The 22,389-nt window shown below is 36.3% G+C and carries 24 protein-coding genes; 15 read left to right on the top strand and 9 right to left on the bottom strand.

Annotation, left to right across the window (positions count from 1 at the left end):
• The first annotated feature begins 14 nt into the window (after positions 1-14).
• The 11 genes from A379_RS06600 to A379_RS13035 all read left to right on the top strand — a co-directional run bounded on the left by A379_RS06600 (position 15) and on the right by A379_RS13035 (position 13,521).
• Complete coding sequence (locus A379_RS06600) at positions 15-1,715, top strand: sensor domain-containing diguanylate cyclase (RefSeq protein WP_040726981.1); 1,701 nt, start codon at positions 15-17, stop codon at positions 1,713-1,715.
• 70 nt (positions 1,716-1,785) lie between these two features.
• Entirely contained in the window at positions 1,786-2,973 is a 1,188-nt protein-coding gene (locus tag A379_RS06595; protein ID WP_040726979.1) for an NAD(P)/FAD-dependent oxidoreductase, read from the top strand.
• A gap of 136 nt (positions 2,974-3,109) precedes the next feature.
• On the top strand, positions 3,110-3,931 hold the full coding sequence (locus tag A379_RS06590; protein WP_040726976.1) for a TnsA endonuclease N-terminal domain-containing protein: 822 nt from the start codon (positions 3,110-3,112) through the stop codon (positions 3,929-3,931).
• Entirely contained in the window at positions 3,912-6,026 is a 2,115-nt protein-coding gene (locus tag A379_RS06585) for a hypothetical protein (protein ID WP_040726975.1), read from the top strand. Before A379_RS06590 ends, A379_RS06585 begins: the two co-directional genes overlap by 20 nt.
• Before the next feature lie 10 nt (positions 6,027-6,036).
• A complete protein-coding gene (locus A379_RS06580; protein ID WP_040726973.1) occupies positions 6,037-7,467 on the top strand; it encodes an ATP-binding protein in 1,431 nt (476 codons plus the stop codon).
• Between the two features lie 15 nt (positions 7,468-7,482).
• Positions 7,483-8,889, top strand: coding sequence for a TnsD family Tn7-like transposition protein (locus tag A379_RS06575; protein ID WP_040726969.1), 1,407 nt, complete (start codon positions 7,483-7,485; stop codon positions 8,887-8,889).
• Between the two features lie 282 nt (positions 8,890-9,171).
• Positions 9,172-10,089 carry a hypothetical protein gene (locus A379_RS06570; protein ID WP_040726966.1) on the top strand — a complete coding sequence of 306 codons (918 nt, stop codon included), beginning with the start codon at positions 9,172-9,174 and terminating at the stop codon, positions 10,087-10,089.
• Between the two features lie 549 nt (positions 10,090-10,638).
• Complete coding sequence (locus A379_RS06565) at positions 10,639-11,016, top strand: hypothetical protein (RefSeq protein WP_040726962.1); 378 nt, start codon at positions 10,639-10,641, stop codon at positions 11,014-11,016.
• A 10-nt stretch (positions 11,017-11,026) separates the two neighbouring features.
• Positions 11,027-12,271: a PfkB family carbohydrate kinase gene (locus tag A379_RS06560; protein ID WP_040726959.1), complete on the top strand. Its 1,245-nt coding sequence runs from the start codon at positions 11,027-11,029 to the stop codon at positions 12,269-12,271.
• 4 nt (positions 12,272-12,275) lie between these two features.
• Positions 12,276-12,878, top strand: coding sequence for a 7-cyano-7-deazaguanine synthase (locus tag A379_RS06555; protein WP_198525655.1), 603 nt, complete (start codon positions 12,276-12,278; stop codon positions 12,876-12,878).
• Positions 12,865-13,521 carry a hypothetical protein gene (locus tag A379_RS13035; RefSeq protein WP_157832351.1) on the top strand — a complete coding sequence of 219 codons (657 nt, stop codon included), beginning with the start codon at positions 12,865-12,867 and terminating at the stop codon, positions 13,519-13,521. Before A379_RS06555 ends, A379_RS13035 begins: the two co-directional genes overlap by 14 nt.
• Here the strand turns inward: A379_RS13035 and A379_RS06550 are convergent.
• Complete coding sequence (locus tag A379_RS06550) at positions 13,465-14,322, bottom strand: 8-oxoguanine DNA glycosylase (protein ID WP_040726958.1); 858 nt, start codon at positions 14,320-14,322, stop codon at positions 13,465-13,467. The two genes, A379_RS13035 and A379_RS06550, sit on opposite strands and share 57 nt — an antisense overlap.
• A gap of 633 nt (positions 14,323-14,955) precedes the next feature.
• Here A379_RS06550 and A379_RS06545 point away from each other — a divergent pair.
• Complete coding sequence (locus tag A379_RS06545; protein ID WP_157832350.1) at positions 14,956-15,174, top strand: hypothetical protein; 219 nt, start codon at positions 14,956-14,958, stop codon at positions 15,172-15,174.
• A 184-nt stretch (positions 15,175-15,358) separates the two neighbouring features.
• Here A379_RS06545 and A379_RS06540 read toward each other — a convergent pair whose 3' ends face one another.
• The 7 genes from A379_RS06540 to A379_RS06510 all read right to left on the bottom strand — a co-directional run bounded on the left by A379_RS06540 (position 15,359) and on the right by A379_RS06510 (position 19,224).
• The gene (locus A379_RS06540) at positions 15,359-16,348 is read right to left on the bottom strand and encodes a hypothetical protein (RefSeq protein ID WP_040726955.1); all 990 of its coding nucleotides are present in this window, start codon (positions 16,346-16,348) and stop codon (positions 15,359-15,361) included.
• A 95-nt stretch (positions 16,349-16,443) separates the two neighbouring features.
• Positions 16,444-16,710, bottom strand: coding sequence for a hypothetical protein (locus A379_RS06535; protein ID WP_040726954.1), 267 nt, complete (start codon positions 16,708-16,710; stop codon positions 16,444-16,446).
• On the bottom strand, positions 16,707-16,910 hold the full coding sequence (locus A379_RS06530) for a YodC family protein (RefSeq protein ID WP_040726953.1): 204 nt from the start codon (positions 16,908-16,910) through the stop codon (positions 16,707-16,709). Before A379_RS06530 ends, A379_RS06535 begins: the two co-directional genes overlap by 4 nt.
• 77 nt (positions 16,911-16,987) lie before the next feature.
• Complete coding sequence (locus A379_RS06525; RefSeq protein WP_040726951.1) at positions 16,988-17,554, bottom strand: YafY family protein; 567 nt, start codon at positions 17,552-17,554, stop codon at positions 16,988-16,990.
• A gap of 214 nt (positions 17,555-17,768) precedes the next feature.
• A complete protein-coding gene (locus A379_RS06520) occupies positions 17,769-18,104 on the bottom strand; it encodes a hypothetical protein (RefSeq protein WP_040726949.1) in 336 nt (111 codons plus the stop codon).
• Positions 18,105-18,409: 305 nt separating this feature from the next.
• The gene (locus tag A379_RS06515) at positions 18,410-18,589 is read right to left on the bottom strand and encodes a hypothetical protein (protein WP_040726946.1); all 180 of its coding nucleotides are present in this window, start codon (positions 18,587-18,589) and stop codon (positions 18,410-18,412) included.
• A 233-nt stretch (positions 18,590-18,822) separates the two neighbouring features.
• A complete protein-coding gene (locus A379_RS06510) occupies positions 18,823-19,224 on the bottom strand; it encodes a hypothetical protein (protein WP_157832349.1) in 402 nt (133 codons plus the stop codon).
• 290 nt (positions 19,225-19,514) lie between these two features.
• Here A379_RS06510 and A379_RS06505 point away from each other — a divergent pair, with 290 nt between their 5' ends.
• Both A379_RS06505 and A379_RS06500 read left to right on the top strand, forming a co-directional pair.
• Positions 19,515-20,012, top strand: coding sequence for a Panacea domain-containing protein (locus tag A379_RS06505; protein WP_040726943.1), 498 nt, complete (start codon positions 19,515-19,517; stop codon positions 20,010-20,012).
• Positions 20,009-20,374: a hypothetical protein gene (locus A379_RS06500; protein WP_040726942.1), complete on the top strand. Its 366-nt coding sequence runs from the start codon at positions 20,009-20,011 to the stop codon at positions 20,372-20,374. The genes A379_RS06505 and A379_RS06500 overlap by 4 nt, the downstream gene beginning before the upstream one ends.
• Positions 20,375-20,481: 107 nt before the next feature.
• Here A379_RS06500 and A379_RS06495 read toward each other — a convergent pair whose 3' ends face one another.
• On the bottom strand, positions 20,482-21,345 hold the full coding sequence (locus tag A379_RS06495; RefSeq protein ID WP_040726940.1) for a hypothetical protein: 864 nt from the start codon (positions 21,343-21,345) through the stop codon (positions 20,482-20,484).
• Positions 21,346-21,759: 414 nt separating this feature from the next.
• Between A379_RS06495 and A379_RS06490 the strand changes: the two genes are divergently transcribed.
• Entirely contained in the window at positions 21,760-22,017 is a 258-nt protein-coding gene (locus tag A379_RS06490; RefSeq protein ID WP_040726937.1) for a cysteine peptidase family C39 domain-containing protein, read from the top strand.
• Positions 22,018-22,389 lie beyond the last annotated feature (372 nt).

The raw sequence follows: 22,389 nt of genomic DNA, 5'->3' as shown, positions 1-22,389 counted from the left end.
TTTCAGAAGAAATTATGAATGAAATTGAACGTATTAAAACCATATTAAAGAGTAGCCAGGCGGTTTTTTTCTCTTGGAAAGCGCAAGAGGGTTGGCCTGTTGAATACGTTTCTGAAAATATCACGATGTTTGGCTATCAGACCAATGACTTTTTATCTGGAAAACTTGCTTATTCCGATATTGTTCACCCAGACGATATTCAGCGTGTTGCCGAAGAAATAAAAACCTATACCAAAATGCAGAAAAATGAATTTCGTCAGGTCTATCGTTTGATGGATGCGGATGGAGCTTCTCATTGGATTGATGACCGTACTGTTATTGAACGTAACGCCATGGGTGAGTCAACGCATTATATAGGTACAATCATTGATATTACCGAGCAAAAACAGGCTGAAGAATATAATAGCTTGTTAGGTAATGTGGTGAATGAAAGCAGTGAAGAGGTCTATATTTTTGAGCGCGGTTCACTTAAATTTACTTATTTAAATTTGGCCGCTTTAGATAATATTGGCTTTACCATGGAAGAGGCTAGAGAGCTCACACCGTTTGATATTAAAACCGATTTAGATAATGCTATCTTTAGCCATGAGTTGGGGCGCCTTCTAGATGAGTTTGATCCAACCAATACCATTACCTTTGAAGCCACGATGAAACGTAAGGACGACTCGGTATACCCTGGAGAGGTTAAAATCAAAACCATGGAGGTGGATGGGCGTTTACAGTTTGTTACCGTCGTGCGCGATATTACCGAACATTTAGAACTACTTGCAGAGAAAGAAAGAGAAAACGAGTTTGTTCAAGAGGTCATTGATGGTGTTGCAGACAGTGTGATGGTTATTAACAGTGATTACACATTAAAACTGGCGAACAGAGCGGCTCGTAAGAAGTTATTCAATTCAAAGTACATGAATTTAGAAAACCCAAAATGTTACGAGATGCTCTACCAACAAGATGCGCCTTGTCATGGTTCGGATCGTCCTTGCCCATTAAAAAAAGCAATAGAATCTAATCACCAGGTTTCGGTGATGCACTTGCAAGAGTATCAGGGTAAACCAAGGTATGTGGAGATTTTGGCAAACCCTCTGCATGATGCTATTGGAAATGTCTCAGGCATTGTTGAGTCTGTTCACGATATAACCGAATTAATGCTCTTGCAAAAGAAATTAAAAGAAGAGGCAAGTGAGCTTAACTTTCAAGCCACACATGACAGTTTAACAGGCCTGCCAAATAGACGACTTTTCTTAGATCGGCTTGAATTGTCATTAAAACGTGCTGAAAGATTGTCGTCCTTAGTGGCTACCGTATTTGTGGATGTCGATAAATTTAAAGATATTAACGATAGTTTAGGTCACCAAGCGGGAGATGAAGTCTTAAAAGAGGTATCACAACAGTTGCAGAAAATTATTCGTAGCTGTGATACCGTTGCCAGAATGGGAGGGGATGAATTTACGTTGATATTGGAGGCGCTTCATAATCAAACGGATATCTTTCCTATCTTGCAGAAGTTAAAAGACCAATTTGCTAAGCCGATTTTAACAGATAGCGGGCCAATCCAGATTACGCTCAGTATTGGTGCTTCTTGTTTCCCAATGGACGGCACAACCCATAAAGAATTACTACATAATGCAGATATCGCGCTTTATGATGTGAAGACAACTGGCCGAAATGATGTGCGTTGTTTTAATCAGCTCTCTCAGTCAGGCGATGCAAAATAATGGCCTGACGATATTGAACCCCCTTCATTAAACGTTTTATTTGATCAAGTTAGTAAAAGCCCATTTCTCTATGTCTCAAAATAAGCCAACACAGTATGATGTCATTATTCTCGGAGCAGGGGCTTCAGGGCTAATGTGTGCTGCCACCGCAGGTTATCAGGGTAAATCGGTTTTAGTGATAGATCACGCACCTAAAGCGGCCGCTAAAATTCGTATTTCTGGGGGCGGTAAATGCAACTTTACCAATCTAGATGTTTCACCGAATAACTACATTTGCCAAAACCCGCACTTTGTAAAATCAGCGCTTTCTCGTTACCCTTCGAGTGCTTTTATTGAGTTGGTCGAGCGTCATGGCTTAGCGTTTGAACAGAGAGAGCTCGGTAAACTATTTTGTGCTGAACGAGCCTCCGATTTAATTCAGATTTTACGCACAGAGGCCGATTGGGCTGGAGTAGAGGTTAAAACCAACTGCTCAATGATTAAGCTGGATTATATTAATGAAATGTATCAAGTCCAAACCTCTGAGGGTGTGTTTACCACAGCAAAATTAGTGGTGGCTACGGGTGCTTTGTCTTTTCCAAAACTCAAAGCCACAGGTTTGGGTTATGAGATTGCTCAGCAGTTTGGCTTAAATGTTATTAACACTTCACCAGGCCTGGTACCTTTGGTGTTTGAAGATAAATGGTTGCAACGCATTTCAGCGTTAAGTGGTTTGGCGTTAGATGTAACGGTATCGGCAGGTAAACAATCGTTTCAAGAAGCGATTTTATTTACCCATAATGGTTTAAGTGGCCCAGGTATTTTGCAGGTTTCTAATTACTGGCAAATAGGTAAACCCATCCATATCAACCTGTTACCAGGCCTGGTTATTTTGGATGAGTTAAAACAACTTAAGCAATCGGGCGAAAGTATTTCTAAATGGCTGAACTTGTATTGGCCAAAACGATTTACCCAGGCCTGGTTAGAATGGTTTCCGATTGAAAATCAACTCTCAAACCTAACCGATGACGCATTGATTGAATATACAGAGAACCTTGAGAATTGGACAATTTACCCAAGTGACACAGCAGGTTATGATAAAGCAGAAGTAACTTTAGGCGGGGTAGATACCGATGAAATCTCTTCTAAAACCTTTGAAAGCAATAAACAACCAGGCCTGTATTTTATTGGCGAAGTATTAGACGTAACAGGGCATTTAGGTGGCTACAACTTCCAGTGGGCATGGGCGTCTGGCGTGGCCTGTGGTTTGGCTGTTTGATGTTGTGAAAAAACAATAAAGTTTGTCCCTTTAAAATAAAGTTTGTCCTTTTCCCGTCAAAAAAAACAATAAAGTTTGTCCTTTTACTCTGCACGAGGTAAAGTTATATAACTCTCATCCTTAATAGGTGAATCCTATGGCTCGCAGAAAACTTCAATCAAATAAAGATTTTGATCGTGCATTGAAAAATAAGTATGGGCTAGGATCGGGCAAGGATTACAAGCCCTGGCTAAGGGTGCAAGATGTCCCGTCTACAGGTATTAGGTCTGAAATTTGGGGGTTAAAAACTAAGCGTGTTCACCATACTCTATCCTCTCTCGAAACTGACCTATTCTATTTATTGGAGTTCAGTGATTCAGTAATAGATATCCGTGAGCAGTTTCCGTTAATCCCCTTACCCTTTTCTCTACATATTTCTTCAATACTAGGTATTGAGCATCCAAAAAATCCACTCTCTAAAGACCCAATTGTTTTAACTACTGATTTTTTGATTACTAGACGGATTAATAATGAAACCGTTTATGAAGCGGTGTCTGTAAAGCCAGAAGATATGCTTAGTCAGCGTAATCTTGAAAAGATAGAGATAGAAAGGGTTTGGTGGGAGTTACAAGGTATTAAGTTTTGGGTGTTTACTAGTAATAAAAGAGCAAAAATACAGAGCAAAAATATCAATTGGGCCACGCATTCAATTAGGCAACAGGAAGTCTTTGATGATTCGATTCTGAGAGACGCAATTGGGATTCTAAATACAGGTCGATTTTTGAAAAAAGACTTGGTTGATAAGTTTGAACGGTTATTAAACATTGAATGTGGACAAGGTCTGGAGTTGTTAAGAACTTTAATTGCACAAAAGATGGTATTAATACGATTGGACTATGAAATCGAGAGTTCTGTAATAATTGAAATTCAATCTCTTGTTTCTCTAGCGGAGGTAAAATATGCCAATTCTTGGAAATAGTGTATGGAAAGTTAAAGGTGTTCTGGGTTTGGGCGAAGGTTTGTATCGGGTGCTCGATATTATTCCACAGACGAATGAAGTAGTGTTATTTCCAATCGTTAATGATAGGACGGAGGTTAAGCCTTTATGCTTCTCATTAGATGTGTTTCAAATAGCTGTCTCAGATAGGACCATTGTTAAATCTAACTTCGAACTACCAAACTTCATGCAGAAGGTGGAGTCTGAAATTTCAGCTGAAGAACTGAAGACTAAAGAAAAGAATTTTTCTTTGATTAAAGACTTAATTGAAGATCATTCGTTTGTTTATGAATATGCCAAAAACAAGAAGTCTTCAAGAATTGTAGAGCATGTAAAGCAAGTTGGAACTGACCGTAAAAGACTAGCTCGTTTACTGACTCGTTATTGGAGGTTTGGTCAGTCATCAAATGCACTGCTTCCATTCTACCAAAATAGTGGAGCTCCAGGAAAAACTCGAGTAGCGAAAGACTCTTCTTTAGGCGCCCCTAAACAACCTAGAACTCTCGCAATTGCGCCATCGGAAAAATATGTTCTTAAAGAAATAGATAAGCAGCACATAAAATCTTTCCTCAAAAAACGCTACTTAATTGATAATGGACCTGCTTTAAAGAGAGTTTACAGCGACTTTTTAACAAAGCACTTTTATGAAGAAAAAAAGTCCGCAAAGTTAAAGAATAGAGCTCCATGTGTGCCAAGTTTCCGGCAGTTCAGTTACTGGACAAGACAACTGTTCACTAAAGACGAAATTACTAAAAAAAGAAATTCAAAGCACACTGAGAATTTAAAAAATAGAGCAGTGATTGGTAGTGTTAAAGATGGGTGGAAAGTTCCAGGTAGTTGTTTTGAATTGGATGCAACAGTGGCAGATGTGCATATAGTTTCAAAATTCCGTTCGGATTCTGTTCTCGGTCGACCTACGATTTATTCCATTGTTGATAGAGCCAGTGGCATGATAGTGGGGTTAAATGTGTCACTCTTTTATGCCTCTTGGAGAGCTGCAAGGCTTGCTTTGGCAAATGCTTTTTTACCTAAAATTGAATATTGCAGAAGTTATGGTGTTGATATCGTAGATGCTGAATGGCCTTGTCATCACATTCCGCTTAGGTTGATGTGTGATAACGGAGAAATGATTGGTCTTAAGCCTCAACAAACCGTAGTTCCCTTTACTGAGCTTCAATTTGCTCCTCCATACAGAGGAGATTTCAAATCGATGGTGGAAAGGCGTTTTGGATTATTAAATGGCAAAGTAATCCATGATTTACTTGGAACGACTAGAGGTAGGCAGACGGTCAGAGGGGAAGCAAATCCTAAAAGTCGAGCCGTTTATACTCTCAATGAATTCACTAAGGAATTAATCCTCGCAGTATTGGAGATAAACAAAACCATTTATGACAGTTTGGCAACGGTAGATGACTTATTAATTAAAAATGATCTAGCTCCAACACCGTTAAACTTTTGGAAAATTCATATAAATAATCATCAACATGCGCTAAAGCAAGCAAATAGTGATGATGTAATTGGACAAATTTATCCAGAAGATACCGCTAGTCTTACTAGAAACGGTATTTTTTACAATGACATGTACTATAGCAACGATAAATTGATTAGTGAAAATCTTGCTAGTGTTGCGAGAGTTCATGGCCGATGGAAGCTTGAAGCAAGGATAAATGAAAACACCTCAGATTTTATTTATGTTCGATTTGATAAAACATCTAATTTTATTAGGTGTGATTTGACGAACAGAAGTTCCATATATGAAGGTAGCTCAATGACCGACGTTGATTTTGTTCAAGATTGGTTACAGGACAAAAAAGTAAAGAATATTTCTGAAAATGTCGATTCGGATTTTGATTCGAATAGAACCCGACAAGAATCTATTGGTAAAAATAGACTAAAAAAGATTGGTAAACGAAAATCAGTTGACTCATCTGGTATCAAACAAAACCGTAAAGAAGAGTTGTTAAAAACGGTTCATCAAGTATCTGAAGTTAATGATAGCCAGGTATCTAAAGGTCCAATAGACACAAGTCGTGATAATGACCGAGTTATTTATCTGCCACGTAGGAAGAAAAAGTGAGGTGCTTTATATGAAAAAGGTTAAGGCACTATATACAAAAGCGATACTTCCTGAGCATCAAGGTAACCCTTTTATTGAAGGCTTGCCACAAAAGCAAAGTGCGAAAGATTTAATGGAATTCTTTGCCTACTATCCTGAAGTTGATGAAGAAATTAGGTATCACTCTGATCCTCTTGTCAGGGAAGAATATACTCAGAGACTTAAATCATTACGACAGCCACTTCCTATTTATTATGATTGCTTTAGAGCAATTGAAACGGCTATAAAAGCAGGTTATTCAAGTAAGAACCCATTCACACCGACGACAGCTCAGTTTTTACATTATCCAGTGGATGAACGGCCTGAAATAGAACCTCGGACGGGTTTTTTTGAGCCTAAAGCAGATAGCATCACTTTAAAGGGAGAAAGTGGAGTTGGAAAAACTTCCATGTTGGAACAACTGCTGAACTACTTTCCTCAAATCATCGAACACGATATCTACCAAGGGCAGAAAATGGAATTTACACACCAAGTTGTTTGGATAAAAGTTGATTGTCCAAATAACTCAAGTGTAAGAGAGCTGTGTGAAGAAATCTTATCGATGATTGATTCAGCTTTAGGTGAGGTTACAAAACCTGAGCCAACCATTCCTAAGTTGATGAGGCAAATTGAGCAAAAAATTAAGTCAAGTTTTTTAGGGTTGTTGGTCATTGATGAAATGCAAAGACTCGTGTTTAAACGAACAGGTGGTGAAAATAATTTATTAAACTTTCTACATAGCTTAGTTAATAAACTAGGAGTGCCTCTTTTGTTTTGCGCGAATCCTCCTTTTGACAAAACACTTGCTAAAACTTTGAAGGCTGCAAGAAGAGCTGAAAGTGGTGGTTATTTCGAAATGGAACCTTTGAAGAGAGATAGTCAAGGATGGGATTATTTTGTTCATGAGTTGTGGGACTTACATTGGACAAATGTAACAACTGATTTGACTGATGACTTAAATAATAAATTGTTTGAGTTATCTGTTGGTAACTTAGATTTGGCACACAGAATATATAGAGACGCTCAGAGGCTTGTAATTGGTTCAGGTGATGAAAGAATTACTGAAGCTGTTTTGGAACAAGCTTATGCTACTTCTTGTGGATTGTCATCAAAAACGGCGGAAGTTATAGAGCTTAGACAACAAAACTTATTACCAAGACGAAACAAAAAATCAGCTATTAATAGACAAGCAGAAGTTAAACAAGAAGCATCAAAAGAAAAAAAGAAATTTATCGCAGATATTACTAGAGTGCAACATCCTGAATTTGAAACTAAACTCAGGGAGTTAATAGAAGATATAGCATTGATAGAACGAGTCAAAGATCCTGATAGTTTAAGGAAAGCAGTTGATCAAGAAGACTCTCTTGATTATCTGCGTCAGAATGATTTACTTCTTGATGACCCTCTTGATAAGTTTGGCTAAAAGGCAGAAGTACGAGTGTCTTTTCCTAAGCAGCTTACCGATGAAACTTTATATAGTAGGTTGATACGCCATCAAGCGATTCTAGGGCTGAATGAAAAAGAGTACTTAAAACAGTTTTTTAATAACCCTCGGCTTAGTATTCACCCCTTTATAACTGTTGGATTAACTGAAATTGCGAACATTTCAGGGGATGAGCCTTATGAATTGTTTAGGTATCAAACCTTGGGCTCTCTTTTCATGTATTTTAAGCCCGATTCAGGCTTAAAAATATATCAATCCTTATTGAAAAATGACGGTGCTCTCGCATTCAGGCATAGTTGTTTATCTAATTTTAGAGAAACTAAAAAGGTAACAATTAATTTTTGTCCAGCATGTGCTTATGAAGATGCTCATAATTTTGGGGTTACCTATTGGCATAGAATCCATCAACTACCGGGGATGGAATGCTGTCCGGCGCATAGAGTTCGATTAATCGAAGTTAATTTACCTGAGCGGCCTCATATAAAAAAAGGTTTTTTGCCTGAGCCATCAGAATCGTCGTTTTGTAATGAAAAACATGGAGAGTTTTCACAGTTCTGTTTCACTTTTTTACAAAATCTAACAGATAAACAAATTCAATTTGATTTAGATAAACTTAAACAGAAGATGATTTGTACTGGATATATTACGAGATATGGTCAAGTAAGAAGAAAGTTATTATGTAAGGATTTTTTTGATTTTGTCCAAACAATTGACTTCAATCATCAAGACCTTTTGCCTAAAAGTGAAGAGGATTATCGTTATTTAACCAATCTGCTTATACCAGGCTCTGCACAACACCCCTTTAAGTATCTTTTGTTTAGCTTTTTCTTAGAACACCACCCTCAGAAATCTCTAGATTTTGATAAGTTACAGACGTTAACTGAGAGCTCAGCATCTTCTGAAAAGGTTTGCATTGAAATCCTTAAAAAAGGAGTAACTTTGGCGGAGGCTAGTAGAGATACAGGAAAAAGTGTTTCTTATTTAAAGCGCCTAGCAGGATTAAATGATATTGATGTTTTAAAAGAGTCAATAAGTATAACAAAATTGGATAAAGCGTCTGCATTAATGATGGCATGGAAAGGCTTTCATCGGCGAATTATTGCAAATTGTTTTGGGGTTTCAATAGGTACTATTGAAATGCTCATTTCATCGGAGAAAGGATTGGTTGAGTATAGAAAAAAATGTAAATTTGAATCAAAACGCAGATGGTATAAAGTTGAAATTCTAAGAGCAGTGAATAATCATCCAAGCTGGATTCGTCAGCAAATAAAAGAGAGGCATAGTGCAGCATTTTTTTGGTTATACAGATACGAAAGATTATGGTTAGATGGTGTACTTCCCAAAGCTTTAAAACCCAAAATACCCGCTAAAGACAGCTGGAAACGGTCGCGATTAAGTTAGGCTATCATTGGGATGTTGGATTATATACGCAAAGTAGCAGATAGTTTTAAGACTCTAATCTTCAAACAATATTTGACATGTTTTTTTTCGATTTTAGCTCCTTTCTAGGAGGGAGTAAGCTTTAATTCATTGAATATATTGGGTAGTAAATAGCAACACTAATTTTATAAAATCATAGGCCTAAAAAGTCTGGAACCAAGAATAGGCGAAGAAGTCCAGAATTTGAAGGTGCCGCCATTTTATTCTCTTAAATATATACAACGATTAAACCTTTAAACCTCTATGTTAAAGATACAAGAAAATGAGTTGATTCATAGTTATTTATTTCGGAGCCAGTCTGTAAATGGGATTTCTGATTATTCAAATATTTTGACTGTAAAAGGAGGGTGGAAGTCAAATCCAACAATAATCTCGTCAGATTTGAATTTATATTCTTCTCTTGAGGAGAGAATTGTTTTTGATAAGTTGGTCAATATTGGTGTTATTTCTACCGCTACAAAAATGTTTTCTTATGATTTAAGTTTTAGAAATGATATTAAGTACTTTTTCAATGTGAAAGACCATTTTTATTGGTCAATGAATAGACTGCAAAAAACAGTTAGAGTTAGTTTTTGTGATATTTGTATAAAAGAGCACATTAAAGAACTTGGTTATGGGTTAATAGAAGAATCTTGGTTTAATAGTGATAGTTGTCAAAAGCATGGTAAGCCTCTTTACTACTTGCATGCAGAAAACAGATCGAAAACAACCCAACAATTAATGTTGGTTTTAAGAGGAAAACTTCCCAAGTCGGCAAAACAGCCTGCTGAATCTTATCTCAGTCATTATTTAAAAGACCATACGTTTGACTACCCTATTTATGCACCATGTTTTTTTAATGCATTTAGTGATTTCATCATTTATGTGTCTCAGGCAAAACATGCAAAAAAAATTCTTGGGAAAAATTACAGTTCACGTTGGGAAATGCGACAGAGATATTTATTAAACCATGTCTATGAGCATTTGAAGAAAAATGAAAAAAGGCTATTTCAAAAATATTGGCCAAAATATCATAAAGAGATAGAGGTGGCATGTGGTGTGTTAGATAAATCGTCATTGTCTATGAAGTTGATTAAGTTTTCACAAGCTAGCTGCCGCACCTGTATATATGATGAATGTATAGCTAATCCAGGTTACTACGAATATCGACATGTTAATTGATTCAAACTGAAGTGTTTAGATTTAATAATTGAGGTAAGCTTGTCATGTAATAGCGTTCATTTAATACTGAGCTGTTTGCATAATATCCATTAGAATCATCTTTTCCGTAACTCCATGAATATGACCGAATAAGTGGGCTTTGATATTAAGTTCTTGAATTCATTTTAAGAGAAATGGGCAGCCTAGATTTCCAGGGGTAAATTTGTAGTGGTCAACAAATCCCGAACGATATTTTTAGTTAGATAATTATTGTCTAGAGTTTTCAATTGTTAACATTTTAATCGCTCTTTCTCAGGGGGATTACACTAGGACTTCTTTTATTTGTTGTAATTGTATTAAGTGTGTAACATTACTTATCTATTTTTAGAGAATGTTTTCCTATGAGTTTTTTAAATCTTTTTCTTTTAATTATCATTGCTGCCATTATTTTTCGTTTGTTTCAAGGTGTAAACCTCCCGCTTTTAGTTTCAATTTCAAGTTAAATGTATTTATACTTAATTAAGTGTAATAATGTACCAAATTTGTTTAGTTAAAATGTAAGGATAGGATATGTCTGGAAGTGGAAGCGATGGTTTTGTCTCAACAGGTACAGGAAACACAAGGGTTGGACGTGGAATTTCAGAGGGAGATGTAAATGATGATTCCTGTTCTTCATTCGAATATGAGACAACGGTTGGAAGTCCTGACCCGAGTATGTTGAGCTCTATTTCAGCTGGAGATGTATTTACTGTGGATTTAATTCAGTCTGTGCCTGGATTTGCAGTAGTTCAGCTAACAAATAGCAGTAAGCAACGTATTGGAGGTTTAACGCCTTCAGCAGAAGTTGAGTTTATAACTCAATGCATTATGAAAAAAAATACCATGTATCAGGCAATAGTGCTTCAAATCTCTGGATCATTAATAAAAATATTAGTTAAATCAATATAGGATTAATTTTATGCAAATTAATGTTGTAGGAGGTTGTTATAAAGAGTTGTGTGATTGGCCTTCTCATAATCAAACGTTAGGCTCAGCAGGTAGAGCTTGTAAGGTTTTGTCCAGTTTAAAGAGGTCGGATGAAGGCGGTGTAACGTTAGAAGTATGTCTTCATTCTCTTCTAAATGAATCTGATATCGACCCCGTTAAATCAACTTTTTTCATGGATGAGATTTCGTGTGAGTTTACTCCCGCTGAGAACACTTATGCATTTTATTATTTTCATCCATTATCAAAGCCCGAGATTTATCCAAATATTCTGAAGAGTGGTGATTTCTGTGTGGATGCTGATAGCCCCAGTGTTCATGCGCTTGTTTTTGGCATGATTGAAGCTAATCCAGTTGTTACAGGGCATGGAAAAGTTGTATATGACCCTCAGGATTCAAAAAATCCAAAACTCTATAAAGAGCTTAAAGGCAATTTTGGCTCTTTGGTTATTATCCTTAATTCTAATGAAGCGAAGTTGTTGTACGAGCGCGTAGAAGGGAAAAAAGAAGTAGATGTTAGGATTTTGGCTGAATGGCTACTAAATGAAGAGGGCGCTTATGCGGTAGTTATTAAAAGCGGAACAAAAGGAGCTTTTTGTTATTCTTCGATTGACAAAATCTCGAAGTGGATTTCCCCGTTTATTACGAAAAATGTCTTCCCCATAGGTTCAGGAGATATATTTTCATCATCTTTTACATATTTTTGGGCTTGTAAAGAGTTGTCTTTAATTGAGGCGGTTGTTAATGCATCTGCATCAACAGCGTTTTATTGTGACTCATCAGCTTATCCAATGCGAATGGATGTGAAGCAATATAGCAGTTTACCGTGTTTGCAACAATCTACAGAGCCGTTAAATGTTTACCTAGCGGGTCCTTTTTTTAGCTTGAGTCAGATGTGGATGATTAATGAAACCAGGATTCATTTACAAAACGCCGGATTTGATGTGTTTTCTCCCTACCATGATGTTGGAATAGGCTCTGCAGAAAAGGTGGTTGAAAAAGATATTCAAGGAATTGAAGAATGTGATGTTTTATACGCCATTTTTGATGGTAGAGATCCGGGAACTTTGTTTGAAGTTGGATATGCAATTAAAGCTGGTAAAAAAGTAGTAATTTTTGCAGAAGACTCTACAAGTGAAGAGTTAAAAATGTATGAGGGAACCGGATGCTTTATTTATAAAGATTTTACATCCTCTATTTATGCTGTGTCATGGGTCTGAGTAGATGATAAAAAAATGTTTATTGCTTTCGGGAGGTTTAGATTCTATTGCTCTTGCTTATTGGCTTAGGCCTGATGCTGCAATAACACTTAATTATGGACAGGTTTGTGCTGAGGCTGAAGTTAGTGCAGCCAGAAAAGTATGTGATGAATTAGGTATTGAACATCATGTTATTTCTATAAACTGTTCTGCAATTGGTAGTGGTGATTTGCTGAATGCTGAGTCTTCACGTTTTGCACCGGAGTCTGATTGGTGGCCATTTAGAAATCAATTGTTGATCACGTTGGCTGCATCAAAGGCTCTTGAATTGGGAGTTCAAGAGATTATCCTAGGTTCGGTAAAGTCTGATCAGTATCATAGTGATGGAACCATAGAATTTTATAATTTAATAAGTGAGTTGCTTGAATATCAGGAAGGTGGGTTAAGGGTTTCGGTACCAGCCATAGATTTAACAGCGTTTGAATTGTTGGATAATGCCGGAGCTCCTGCAAGCCTTTTAGGTATTGCTCACTCGTGTCATAAATCGAATATTCCTTGTAGTCAATGTAGAGGTTGTTATAAGCATTCATCGACTATGCAGTATTTACTAAAAAATGAGAGAAGATAAAGCTTTGGATGACTTTTTTGGGCGGTTTTATAAATTTAATTCACCAGTTTCTTATCCATTGTCTAGTCCGGTAAGAAATCATGCTGGTTTTATTGAAGTTCTAGAATCAAGAGAGACTCACCGCAGGTTTGACTGTATTGATCTACAGAGAATTGGACACCTTTTTTACTTATCGAATAGAACATTAACTGTTGGCTTATCAGAGTTAGGGCATGAGGTTCAGCACAGACCAGTTATTTCAGCAGGCGGGTTACATTCAGTTGAAATAGTGTTTTGGTTGCCACAGCATAAGAGCTGGTTTCACTATAATCCTATTGAAAACTCTGCTGAGCTAATTTCGCTGAACTCAGAGAGTATTAATCAGTTTATCCAAGAATCTTACCAGATGGTTATAGATGCAAATTCTGCTGCCCTCATTTGGTTTGTATGTGATTTATCAAGGCTGGCGGTTAAATATAAGTCACCGTTGGAGCTGGCGTACAGGGATAGTGGGGCAATCTTAGCAACACAGTCGTTGGTTGCAGAATATTTAGATTTGTCGTATTGCCCTTTAGGTAGTTTAGGAGGAAGTCAGGCTTGTGAAATTTCAAATGATCGCGACTTTATAGGGGTCGGCGCTGCTCTGGTAGGTGAACGAAAATGACATTTCAATATCCCGTTTTGCTTTTTTCGGTTGCCTGATTTTCCTTGAATTCAATAGTTGTAATGCAGTTTTTGAACGTTGCATTTCATACCAAATGACCGCATCTAGCTCTGAAGCATCTATTTTAATTGCTTTTGCAACATTTAAAAAAATTTCTTCCAACTCAAAATAGTTTTTTTCAACGTTCAGGTCTTCAGGGAAAAAGCCCGCTAATATTCCAGCTCTTAATATGTGAATATCTAGTATCGCGACATCGTTGGCATTGAGCCAGTTTCTTGCAATCCATGATGCAGTTTTAGGGCCAATGCCTTTAATATCTAAAAGCCAATTTCTTAATTCTTTACCTGAGGTTTCAGGAGCTTTTGATGAATTTATTTTTCTGATGGCATCTTCTAAGTATTGTGCTTTTTGTTTGGCAAATCGGTATTTCACGCTTCGACCATTTTTTAACTGGAGAGGGCGTGATAGAAGATTTGTTAGATGCTCTCTATCATAATTTTGTCCATTAAAAACCTTGTTGGCTTTTATATGTTCAAAGGCGGCTAACCCAATCTCTGCTGGTATACCATGCCCCCCTAATAGGCAGGCACCAGTTTCTTCTAGTAATGAATTGCCTAATTTGTAATTGATTTGAGTTTTAGTGGTTCTTCTTTCAATTACTTTATATACCCAATAAGCAATGCTTGGAAACTCAAGAACACTTCCCCAGCTTACATTTGGGATGATTTCTTGCGTCTCAAAAGGCAAGTCTAATTTCAAATATGATGCGTTTTGCTGTTTTATAAATACTGTTTGCTGCATATAAATTATCTTTAAAGTTAAAACCAGGATAGATTGAAAGTAATTATAAATTTATATTAAAGTTTATAACTAATATATAATTTATTATATATTAGTTATAAAAAAAATATATTTCAAGAGCTTGAGAAGTTTTTCAGTGTTTTTTTATGATTTCTCCAGGCTTTGAGGGGGTGTGATGGAGCTTTTACCGTTTAAATATTGATTTGCAGGAAGAGCATGTTAAGCGAGTTGAGCAAGGCGAGGAACCTGTTGCACTCCCAATACATGCTGTTCAATATGGAGGAGATGTAAAAATTAATTGTTGCATTGATAGGACTGCTAAACCATGAAACATTTCTACTCTTATTTTTTATTATCTCACCTTAAAAATACTTAATTTATTAATCTTGTTTTCATTCATAATTGTGAAACGATAATAGATATAGCTAAGTATAGGAACTTACCATAGCCTATTTTATTTCTAAGGTTAAAAATATAAAACTCTATTGATTAAGCCATGAGGCATTAGTAATCTCATGCAAGAGGGGCCAATTTTGGCTGTACTCAATAAAATTAGGAGATATGAAAATGATTGGAAATAAAATTCAAATAAACACTAATTCCAAACTAAATAATAAGGTCAAAAACGAAAAAGTGCACATCTATTGTACTAAAGGGTATTGCATTACAGTTTCACTAGAAATCGAACCTGATACAGGAGAGGTGCTTGGGTGCTTTTTTACGCTTTTAGATCCAGCTGGGGTCGTTGTTATGAAATCCTTAAGTCTTGATGAGGTGACCTCAACACTAAACGCACTAATCAGTAAAGAACATGAATCTCAATCTGAAGTAGAGGTCGGTATGAGTATGTAGAAAACGCTTAGCAACGATCGCTTCGCTGGTTAAGCTGCTCAGAGGGCAGTAAATGGATAATAAAAACCCTGCGGAAAGCAGGGTTTTTATTAAGTTTGATTTATGAAGCAGACATGTATTATTAGAAAGTCTCTGTAGAGCGTTTCATAAAATTTACTCCTAAAGTTATTTGTACTAAGATTTCTTATGCTTCTGAAGCAGGTACCGCGAAAATTATATAAGCCTGTCCAGGCAATATCAACTCATCTTTTTCTGCCAACGTCCATCTTTTAAAGTTTTCAGAATCAATCTTACCACTTTTTTCCTCTTGTCGCCCAATATGTGAATGATTAAATTTAACATCAAATCCAGAACTAACTCTCGCTCTAATACGAGCTCCTTTTATATATCGACTGATATTTACAAACATATATGGCTCTGAATCAATTTTTTGACGAGTGATTACCTTACGCTCGAACTCGAGGCAAGCATCTTGATGGTTGCTTCCTGATTTTAAACAATTTTTTAATGGCAATTTAAGCTTAAAGAACGTCTCATCAGTATCATCGCAGCTTTGCTCGTAATATTCTGTAAGAGGCTTTCCAGATGCATCAGTATCTGATCCATTAATGTATAAATGGCCAATAGATGCACTTTCAGCCTGACTTAAAGAAAAATCTTGAACTAAGATAGGATCTTCGGCATGGGGAGAAATAATTAGATTAGTTTTTGTAAGTTGATGAATTGTCATGTTTCCATCGTCATCGACCTCAATATCAAAAACTGCACGGTAATTTTCAAAGTGATAGTCGCGTTCTTTATTAAAAAACTGTTTGTAAATACGCTCTGAGGCAGATTCATATGAAATTGGTAGCGTACCGCGTAATAAAGACTCTGATAAGACCATCCAACGATGTTCTAACAGCATCTCATCATCAATTTTTAACGGGTCATAAAAAACCGTCGCAATATGTTTTTGGAATATTTCAGTAAACTGGGCAGATTTTAGGATGACAGCAAATACCCCACCACCGAGAGCGGCACTTCCCGAGTGAAGAAGAAGTTTTGATAACCAGTCAAGCTTTTCGTACGTGACGATTACTCCAAGAGCTATTAAAGAAATACCAAATAGCATCATTGAAATGGCGATATGATTTTTTATTGGTTGCCAAAGAGCGGTTTTAAACCAATCCATAAGTTACTTTATCCTATTGATGAACTCAATTAAGCTTAATATTTATGAAGCATAGAAGCTCACAAGAAGTCGAATTAAAATTAATTACGATTTTTTTATCCGGATGCATTTCGTCCAACATCATCCTCTGGAACTCGGAATCTCCAATATTTATCTGGAATAACCCAAACCACGTCATGCTCATTAAGGGATTTAAACGCGTTAAGAACTTTCAGACCTAAGGCAAGGTTTCCTTCCGCATTTTCCCTTAACAATGATTCTTGTCTTTGTTTGACGATGTAATCGACAACGTCATCTTGATATAGACAGCCATCTTTATTGAGCTGCTGCTGCATCCAGGTGGCTATTTGGATTTCGTTCATTGCGCGGACAACTCAACTGTTTCAAGAGATTCTTGTTTGAAAGTTCCCTGATCCAGTTTCTTGCCTGCAAACCACTGGCAAATATATGATCCTGAAAGAAGATCTTGCATTCCGGTGTTTACTTTGTGTACGGTCATGACTGGCCCACCTGATTTTAGTTTAACCAAATCGCCAACTGAGAATATCGCTTCTTGTGTCATATTTTTTCCTTATAGGTTTTGATTAGATTACAGGTATAGCTGTAATAAATTAACTTTCCCTTTATGGGTAAAACAACTTATTGTATTATTTTTTTAACTTCGAGAGGGAACAATGTAGCTGGCAAGTGTTCATGTTCTTGAGGTGCAATGTTCCAATCCATAAGGAAGAACGGGATTAGAGCCTTTCGAATTTTGACCTCCTTATAGCCATTAATTAGCCCGAAATCGAATTCGATAGATTCTTTGTGCTTCAAGTTCCTATTTGCAGTAAGTTTCAAGATCACTTTTTTATTCCATTCCTGATCTGAATCTTTATTCATTTCTTTCCCAATTTTCCAAGAGGTAGGTCTTGCATTAACGATTCTATTCAGTTTGAAGGCTCTGAATTCAGCAGTTTTATGGTCAAAGGCTCTGACGTATTTAAAGTTACCTGCCGCGATCAATGAATGGGGTGCAATCAGTCTAGTTGACACTCCTGAAGAAGTAGAAATGTACTCTATCTCAACTTTTAACCCACGACTTAATGTTCTCAACACCGGTGCAATGATTTTTAAATCAGGTTCAACTCCTGGTATAGAAGTAACAACCTGAGTTTCGGCTAGCTTCGGTATGAAACGGATTTTTTGTGCTCCTTCACTAATCAATAAAAAAGCGTCTTCAAAGGTGTGTTTGAATGTTGGTTCAAACCAACCAACAGGTACATAAGCCTTTAGAGAAGTGTTGTAAGAGAGTTTTTCAAAGGTCTCTTCTTGATATTTTTTAATATCACGTGATGCATACGCAGACTCAATGCTGAATCTGGATGTAAGTAGACTTCTATTAACATAGCCCAGTACATAAGCGCATAAGTCGATGAACTTAAGCCTTTCCTTGTACCTCTATACTTAATTGAGGCGCAATCACAACCTCCTCGAACCAAACTTGACCGTAAGTTCGAAACAGTAATTTTGCTTTATCGGCTATATTTTGTTCTATTGTTTTGAGCTCTGATTCAGTATCAGCGTATAGCTCCAACGGAACTTGAATGTAAATACTGTAGGAGGTAGTTCCTCCGTTCCAATTATCATAACCTGAAACTTCAATAGTCGATGTTCCTTGAGATAAAACCTCAAACTCAACTTGTAAATTACCCTTTTTGCAGAGATTGGCAAGGGTCGCAATTATTTTTTTTGAGTCTTGAATTATTAGGTCCATATTTTTTTATGCTTAGCCTTTAAATAATTAAGCTGTTCCTGTTTTCAAATGAATCAAGTACGCCACATTTTAATTTTACGAACCATTCATGTAAGTATATTAAAAATAATGTACGCAGGAAGGGCGTTTACGCTGGTCTTTTTATTGAGCTTACTTTTTGAGTTGAGTTTACCGTTTAAAGAAGCTTCTAGGGTACTGGTAAGGTCCTGAAAACTTAGACACCTTTTAACTTCTCAAAATAATGTATTTCAATTTCAACTAGTGACAGAGGTAATAAAGTTAAGTTTTTGACTTATTATGCGAATTCAAGACATATATTCGCCTTTAAATTCTATAATAAAATGAAACTTTTCATTCGCAAGTCGTAAATAATATTCACCAGCCTTATTCTTTAAAATGTCGTCAAGAGAAAGTTTTACGAACTCAGGAACTTCAAGTCCATGTAAGTATGAAATAGCAATTCTAAGTAATTCTTCATCTGGCACTTCAAGCTCTTTACATTTCTTTAGAATATCAATAAAGCGTTTTTTAGCATTTTTGTGCTCAAATAAGGACGTTCAAAAGTAATCGTTTTAGGTATCGAATCTAATGTGATGTTAATGTCGTAAGCACATTTTAAGAAATTAATAAATCCAGTGATTGCTGGTCTTATGCAAGGTGAAGCCTAAAGAAATCCTTGTAGAACTTCCAGTGTAGGTTGACTAATCTTACAAATCGGTTAATCGGATTTTGGTTGTCGTCCTGCCATAAAGCCAAGGCCCGTTCCCAAAGCGGTAGTCAATATCCCTGTACCCAAACACTCTTTGTTTATAATGATAAGTGCAAAGCCTCCTATGGCTGCAATTATTAAACCTATCCCTCCAACCCATCGAAAAAAGGAGTTATTTTTAATATTTTCATTGTGCTCTTTCTCAAATCGAGAAACCTCTGATGAATGTTTATCTCGTTCAAAACGCAGAAGATCTGCTCTGTGATCCCGGTCAGACTGACGCTCTTCTTTGGTTGGAAAGAACTGACCAACGATGTCTTTAAGAGGCTCTGATGCCGCTTCTACAAGTGCATTAGCAAATTCTTTATTTGGATCACTTTTCTCTGAACTTTTGGTAACTTCGTCGCCCACTAATTTAAACTCCATTTTTGGTTCAGAACGAAAATGATTATCCTGAGCCGTTAATTTTTGTTGTGTAAAGGTTTTATGAATTGAATCAGGGGGGGATTAAGCTGATTTAGTCATAAACTAACCGTGATAGTACATCGTTGTATATTCTGTGTTTTTAAACTCAAGTTTAATTAAAAAAGAAAGAAACTAATGAACCCTGAGCAAAATCTCATTATACAAATAATAAATTATTGTTGGTCTTGCTTTAGAGGATTGTAGCGAAATAGGATTGATACAGGTATAATTTAACTATGAATTCAAAATATACAGCGTCACATGTGGCTAACTACTTTCTTTCAGAAGCCTTGGAGGCTAAAGTAGAAGTTACGCAGTTAAAGCTCAATAAGCTTGTCTATATAGCTCAAGGTTGGTACTTGGCTATAAAAAATGAGCCTTTATTTAATGAAAAGATTGAAGCTTGGCAACATGGCCCAGTGATTCCATCGTTATACCATGAGTTTAAGCACTTTCGAAAGTCGCCTATCACTAATCGGTCAATAGCTTGGGACGATTTATCATCTTCAGCATCTCATCCTGAAGTAGATCAAGATGACTTCGATGCACAGGTTATCCTAAGTAAGGTTTGGGAGATTTATAAACCTTATTCTGGTTGGGGGCTTCGTCAACTTACTCATAAGGATGGTACTCCATGGAGTAAGAACTATTCAGAAGGCGTTTTAGGTAAAGAAATACCAACTGATGACATTAAAGAATACTATAAAGAATTTATTAAAACCCTTCTTGTATGACTGATAATGAAATTTCAATAAATAGCATCAATTCTATTGAACCAGAAGATGCTAATAATAAAATTGAACAACAAAACCCGAATATTTTAGGTGCAAAACAGGAAGCTGAAACTAACCATATAATAGGAAAGTCAAAGCTTAACAATCATATCAATAATATAAAAGTTGGAGCTGTCTATTTCTTCCCATTAATTGTAGCTGTTATTGTTTTTTCGGTTTTAATTTCTTATGGATTTATTCTTCATTCATTAAGCACTGATATTCTTCAGAATAAGATAGAAGGTTGGATTTCTGCTGGTTTTTCTTTTTCTTTCGGTGTCGCGGCAACTATAGTCTACAATCATTTTAGTAACCATAAATAGGTTGCCCCTTCACCATTTAAAACTTTAGCGGTTTTTGATGTTTATGGCCAGATTGCTTTCCAAAATTGAACTTTTTAATTAATCAATCTAACTTTAGAGAAAATTTTCTATTTAAGTGATTGGATAATATAGAAGTTTTCATTCGCAAGTCGTAAATAATATTCTCCGGCCTTATTCTTCAAAATATCATCACGACAAAGCCTTACGAATTCAGGTATTTCAACTCCATGTAAATATGCAATGGAAGTTCTAAGCAATTTTTCATCGGGTATTTCACGTTCTTTTGATTCTCTTAGTATGTCAATAAAACGTTGTTTTAGCATCTTTGTGCTCAAATAAGGCCGTTCTAAAGCAACGATTTTAGGTATTGAGTCTAAGGTAATATTGGTTCCGTAAGAATTTCTTAAGAAATTAATAAACCCAGTGATTGCAGCTCTTTGGCCGGGTGAAGCCCAAAGAAAGCCTTGAAGTACTTGCTGTGAAGGTTGGCTAAATCCAAAATAGATACAATTTTTCAGAAAATTTATGGCAGGCGTCAAGGCTAGTCTTATTGAACGAACGCTTGTTTTGCCATCTTCTAGTTTAAATTCGAGTTTGCCATAGTAGCTATTCATCATTTGGCTAAATATTGAATTTTGCTCAAAATGGTTTAGGTACCGATCAATCATATCAAGGTTGGAAAATTCATCTTTAATTTTGGAATCAATCTTGATTGCTTTAGTCTCAGATAAAAATACCGTTACAAGCAAATATTGGCGTGTTGTAGCCACGGTAAGGTTATTTACTATGTCGTAGTAGCCTGGAAATGCATTTAGTCTGTTAGCAAGGTTATTTAGCTCGTGAAGGAATTTAAAATAATATCCAATCTTTATGGCCGCATAATCCATGCCTTTTCGAGCAACTAACCATTGGCTAAATTCATTAAATATTCTTTGAAACTCTTCATTTAAAAGTAGACTCAAATAATCCATTCTTCGTTTTAAAGTTCGGCTGTAACTGCAATCACGACAAATATGTCCTGCGCCAGCAGGTATTTCTACAGAGCGATATTTACAGTATCTAGGAGGCAGTGTTAAACAGTTCTTGTAGATATGTTTTCTAGATAAGTCATAAAAAAACTCATGTTGGCGTCTAGTGCATAACGAACAAGCAACCTGTTCAGTTCTTCCATAACAGCTTTGGCAAAGTAATGCGGTTGAACCATTCTTTAGATTTCGATTAAAAACATCATGTTTATTAGACCATTACAGTTTCCTGTGGTGTAAATTATTCAAATTAAGGTTAGATATTAGAATTTGCTTAAGTAAAAAAGCGCATGCTCCTATTTACTTATCCTAGTGCTTTGTTTATTATTAAAAAACAATAATAAATGATTTGGGCTTTTTGTGGATTCTGGAATCGGTTGCGTACAATTAATTTCGCGTTTTTATGGCGTAGCCGCTGATGCAATGCAGTTGCAGCGACAGTATGTAAAGCCGACTGAAAAAGCATCTTCGATGGATGTGGTTCGAATGATTAAGTCGTTAGGCTTAAAATCCCGTCAAATAAAAAGTTCAGCAGAGAAAATCCTTAAATCCCCTTTACCTGCGATTGCCCAAGACCATCATGGTGAGTTTTTCATTATGAAGCAAAGCAAGGGTTAACGCCGAACCAATAAATCCAGCAGAACCAGTGATTAATATTTTCACAGTGCACACATCTAATGGTAAGTAAATTTATATACTATATCACAATAAAATACTTCTTGAATTCGCATTACAAGTTAATTGCACTTGTTATGCGAATTCAAGACTTATTCAAATCCTAGAGATGTGACCACTTTTACTTGACCACTTGTATCTTGAAGCGAGGAATGATTAGCTATCATTTTCGCTTGAAGTCAGTGAGCATGTTTGACCACCAATTGTTTAACAATGCGCTGTAGATTATGCCCTGACTTCACTCATTTAATTAAAACTGAATGGTATCCAAGTGCTCTTTGAAAAAAGATGATGCTGTAAATACAAGTGGAGAGG

Origin of the sequence: Thiomicrorhabdus sp. Kp2 (genome assembly GCF_000478585.1) — a bacterium.
GTDB lineage: Bacteria > Pseudomonadota > Gammaproteobacteria > Thiomicrospirales > Thiomicrospiraceae > Thiomicrorhabdus.
The sequence above is the reverse complement of the archived record's forward strand: the minus strand, read 5'-3'. Positions and strand labels throughout refer to the sequence as shown.

Coding starts and splice junctions, on each gene's coding strand:
- A379_RS06565 (WP_040726962.1), top strand. CDS start 10,639: ATGTCTGGAAGTGGAAGCGATGGTTTTGTCTCAACAGGTACAGGAAAC.
- A379_RS06535 (WP_040726954.1), bottom strand. CDS start 16,710: ATGAACGAAATCCAAATAGCCACCTGGATGCAGCAGCAGCTCAATAAA.
- A379_RS06505 (WP_040726943.1), top strand. CDS start 19,515: ATGAATTCAAAATATACAGCGTCACATGTGGCTAACTACTTTCTTTCA.
- A379_RS06495 (WP_040726940.1), bottom strand. CDS start 21,345: ATGGATTATTTGAGTCTACTTTTAAATGAAGAGTTTCAAAGAATATTT.
- A379_RS06530 (WP_040726953.1), bottom strand. CDS start 16,910: ATGACACAAGAAGCGATATTCTCAGTTGGCGATTTGGTTAAACTAAAA.
- A379_RS06500 (WP_040726942.1), top strand. CDS start 20,009: ATGACTGATAATGAAATTTCAATAAATAGCATCAATTCTATTGAACCA.
- A379_RS06570 (WP_040726966.1), top strand. CDS start 9,172: ATGTTAAAGATACAAGAAAATGAGTTGATTCATAGTTATTTATTTCGG.
- A379_RS06550 (WP_040726958.1), bottom strand. CDS start 14,322: ATGCAGCAAACAGTATTTATAAAACAGCAAAACGCATCATATTTGAAA.
- A379_RS13035 (WP_157832351.1), top strand. CDS start 12,865: ATGAGAGAAGATAAAGCTTTGGATGACTTTTTTGGGCGGTTTTATAAA.
- A379_RS06585 (WP_040726975.1), top strand. CDS start 3,912: ATGCCAATTCTTGGAAATAGTGTATGGAAAGTTAAAGGTGTTCTGGGT.
- A379_RS06555 (WP_198525655.1), top strand. CDS start 12,276: ATGATAAAAAAATGTTTATTGCTTTCGGGAGGTTTAGATTCTATTGCT.
- A379_RS06580 (WP_040726973.1), top strand. CDS start 6,037: ATGAAAAAGGTTAAGGCACTATATACAAAAGCGATACTTCCTGAGCAT.
- A379_RS06520 (WP_040726949.1), bottom strand. CDS start 18,104: ATGGACCTAATAATTCAAGACTCAAAAAAAATAATTGCGACCCTTGCC.
- A379_RS06595 (WP_040726979.1), top strand. CDS start 1,786: ATGTCTCAAAATAAGCCAACACAGTATGATGTCATTATTCTCGGAGCA.
- A379_RS06540 (WP_040726955.1), bottom strand. CDS start 16,348: ATGGATTGGTTTAAAACCGCTCTTTGGCAACCAATAAAAAATCATATC.
- A379_RS06590 (WP_040726976.1), top strand. CDS start 3,110: ATGGCTCGCAGAAAACTTCAATCAAATAAAGATTTTGATCGTGCATTG.
- A379_RS06600 (WP_040726981.1), top strand. CDS start 15: ATGAATGAAATTGAACGTATTAAAACCATATTAAAGAGTAGCCAGGCG.
- A379_RS06560 (WP_040726959.1), top strand. CDS start 11,027: ATGCAAATTAATGTTGTAGGAGGTTGTTATAAAGAGTTGTGTGATTGG.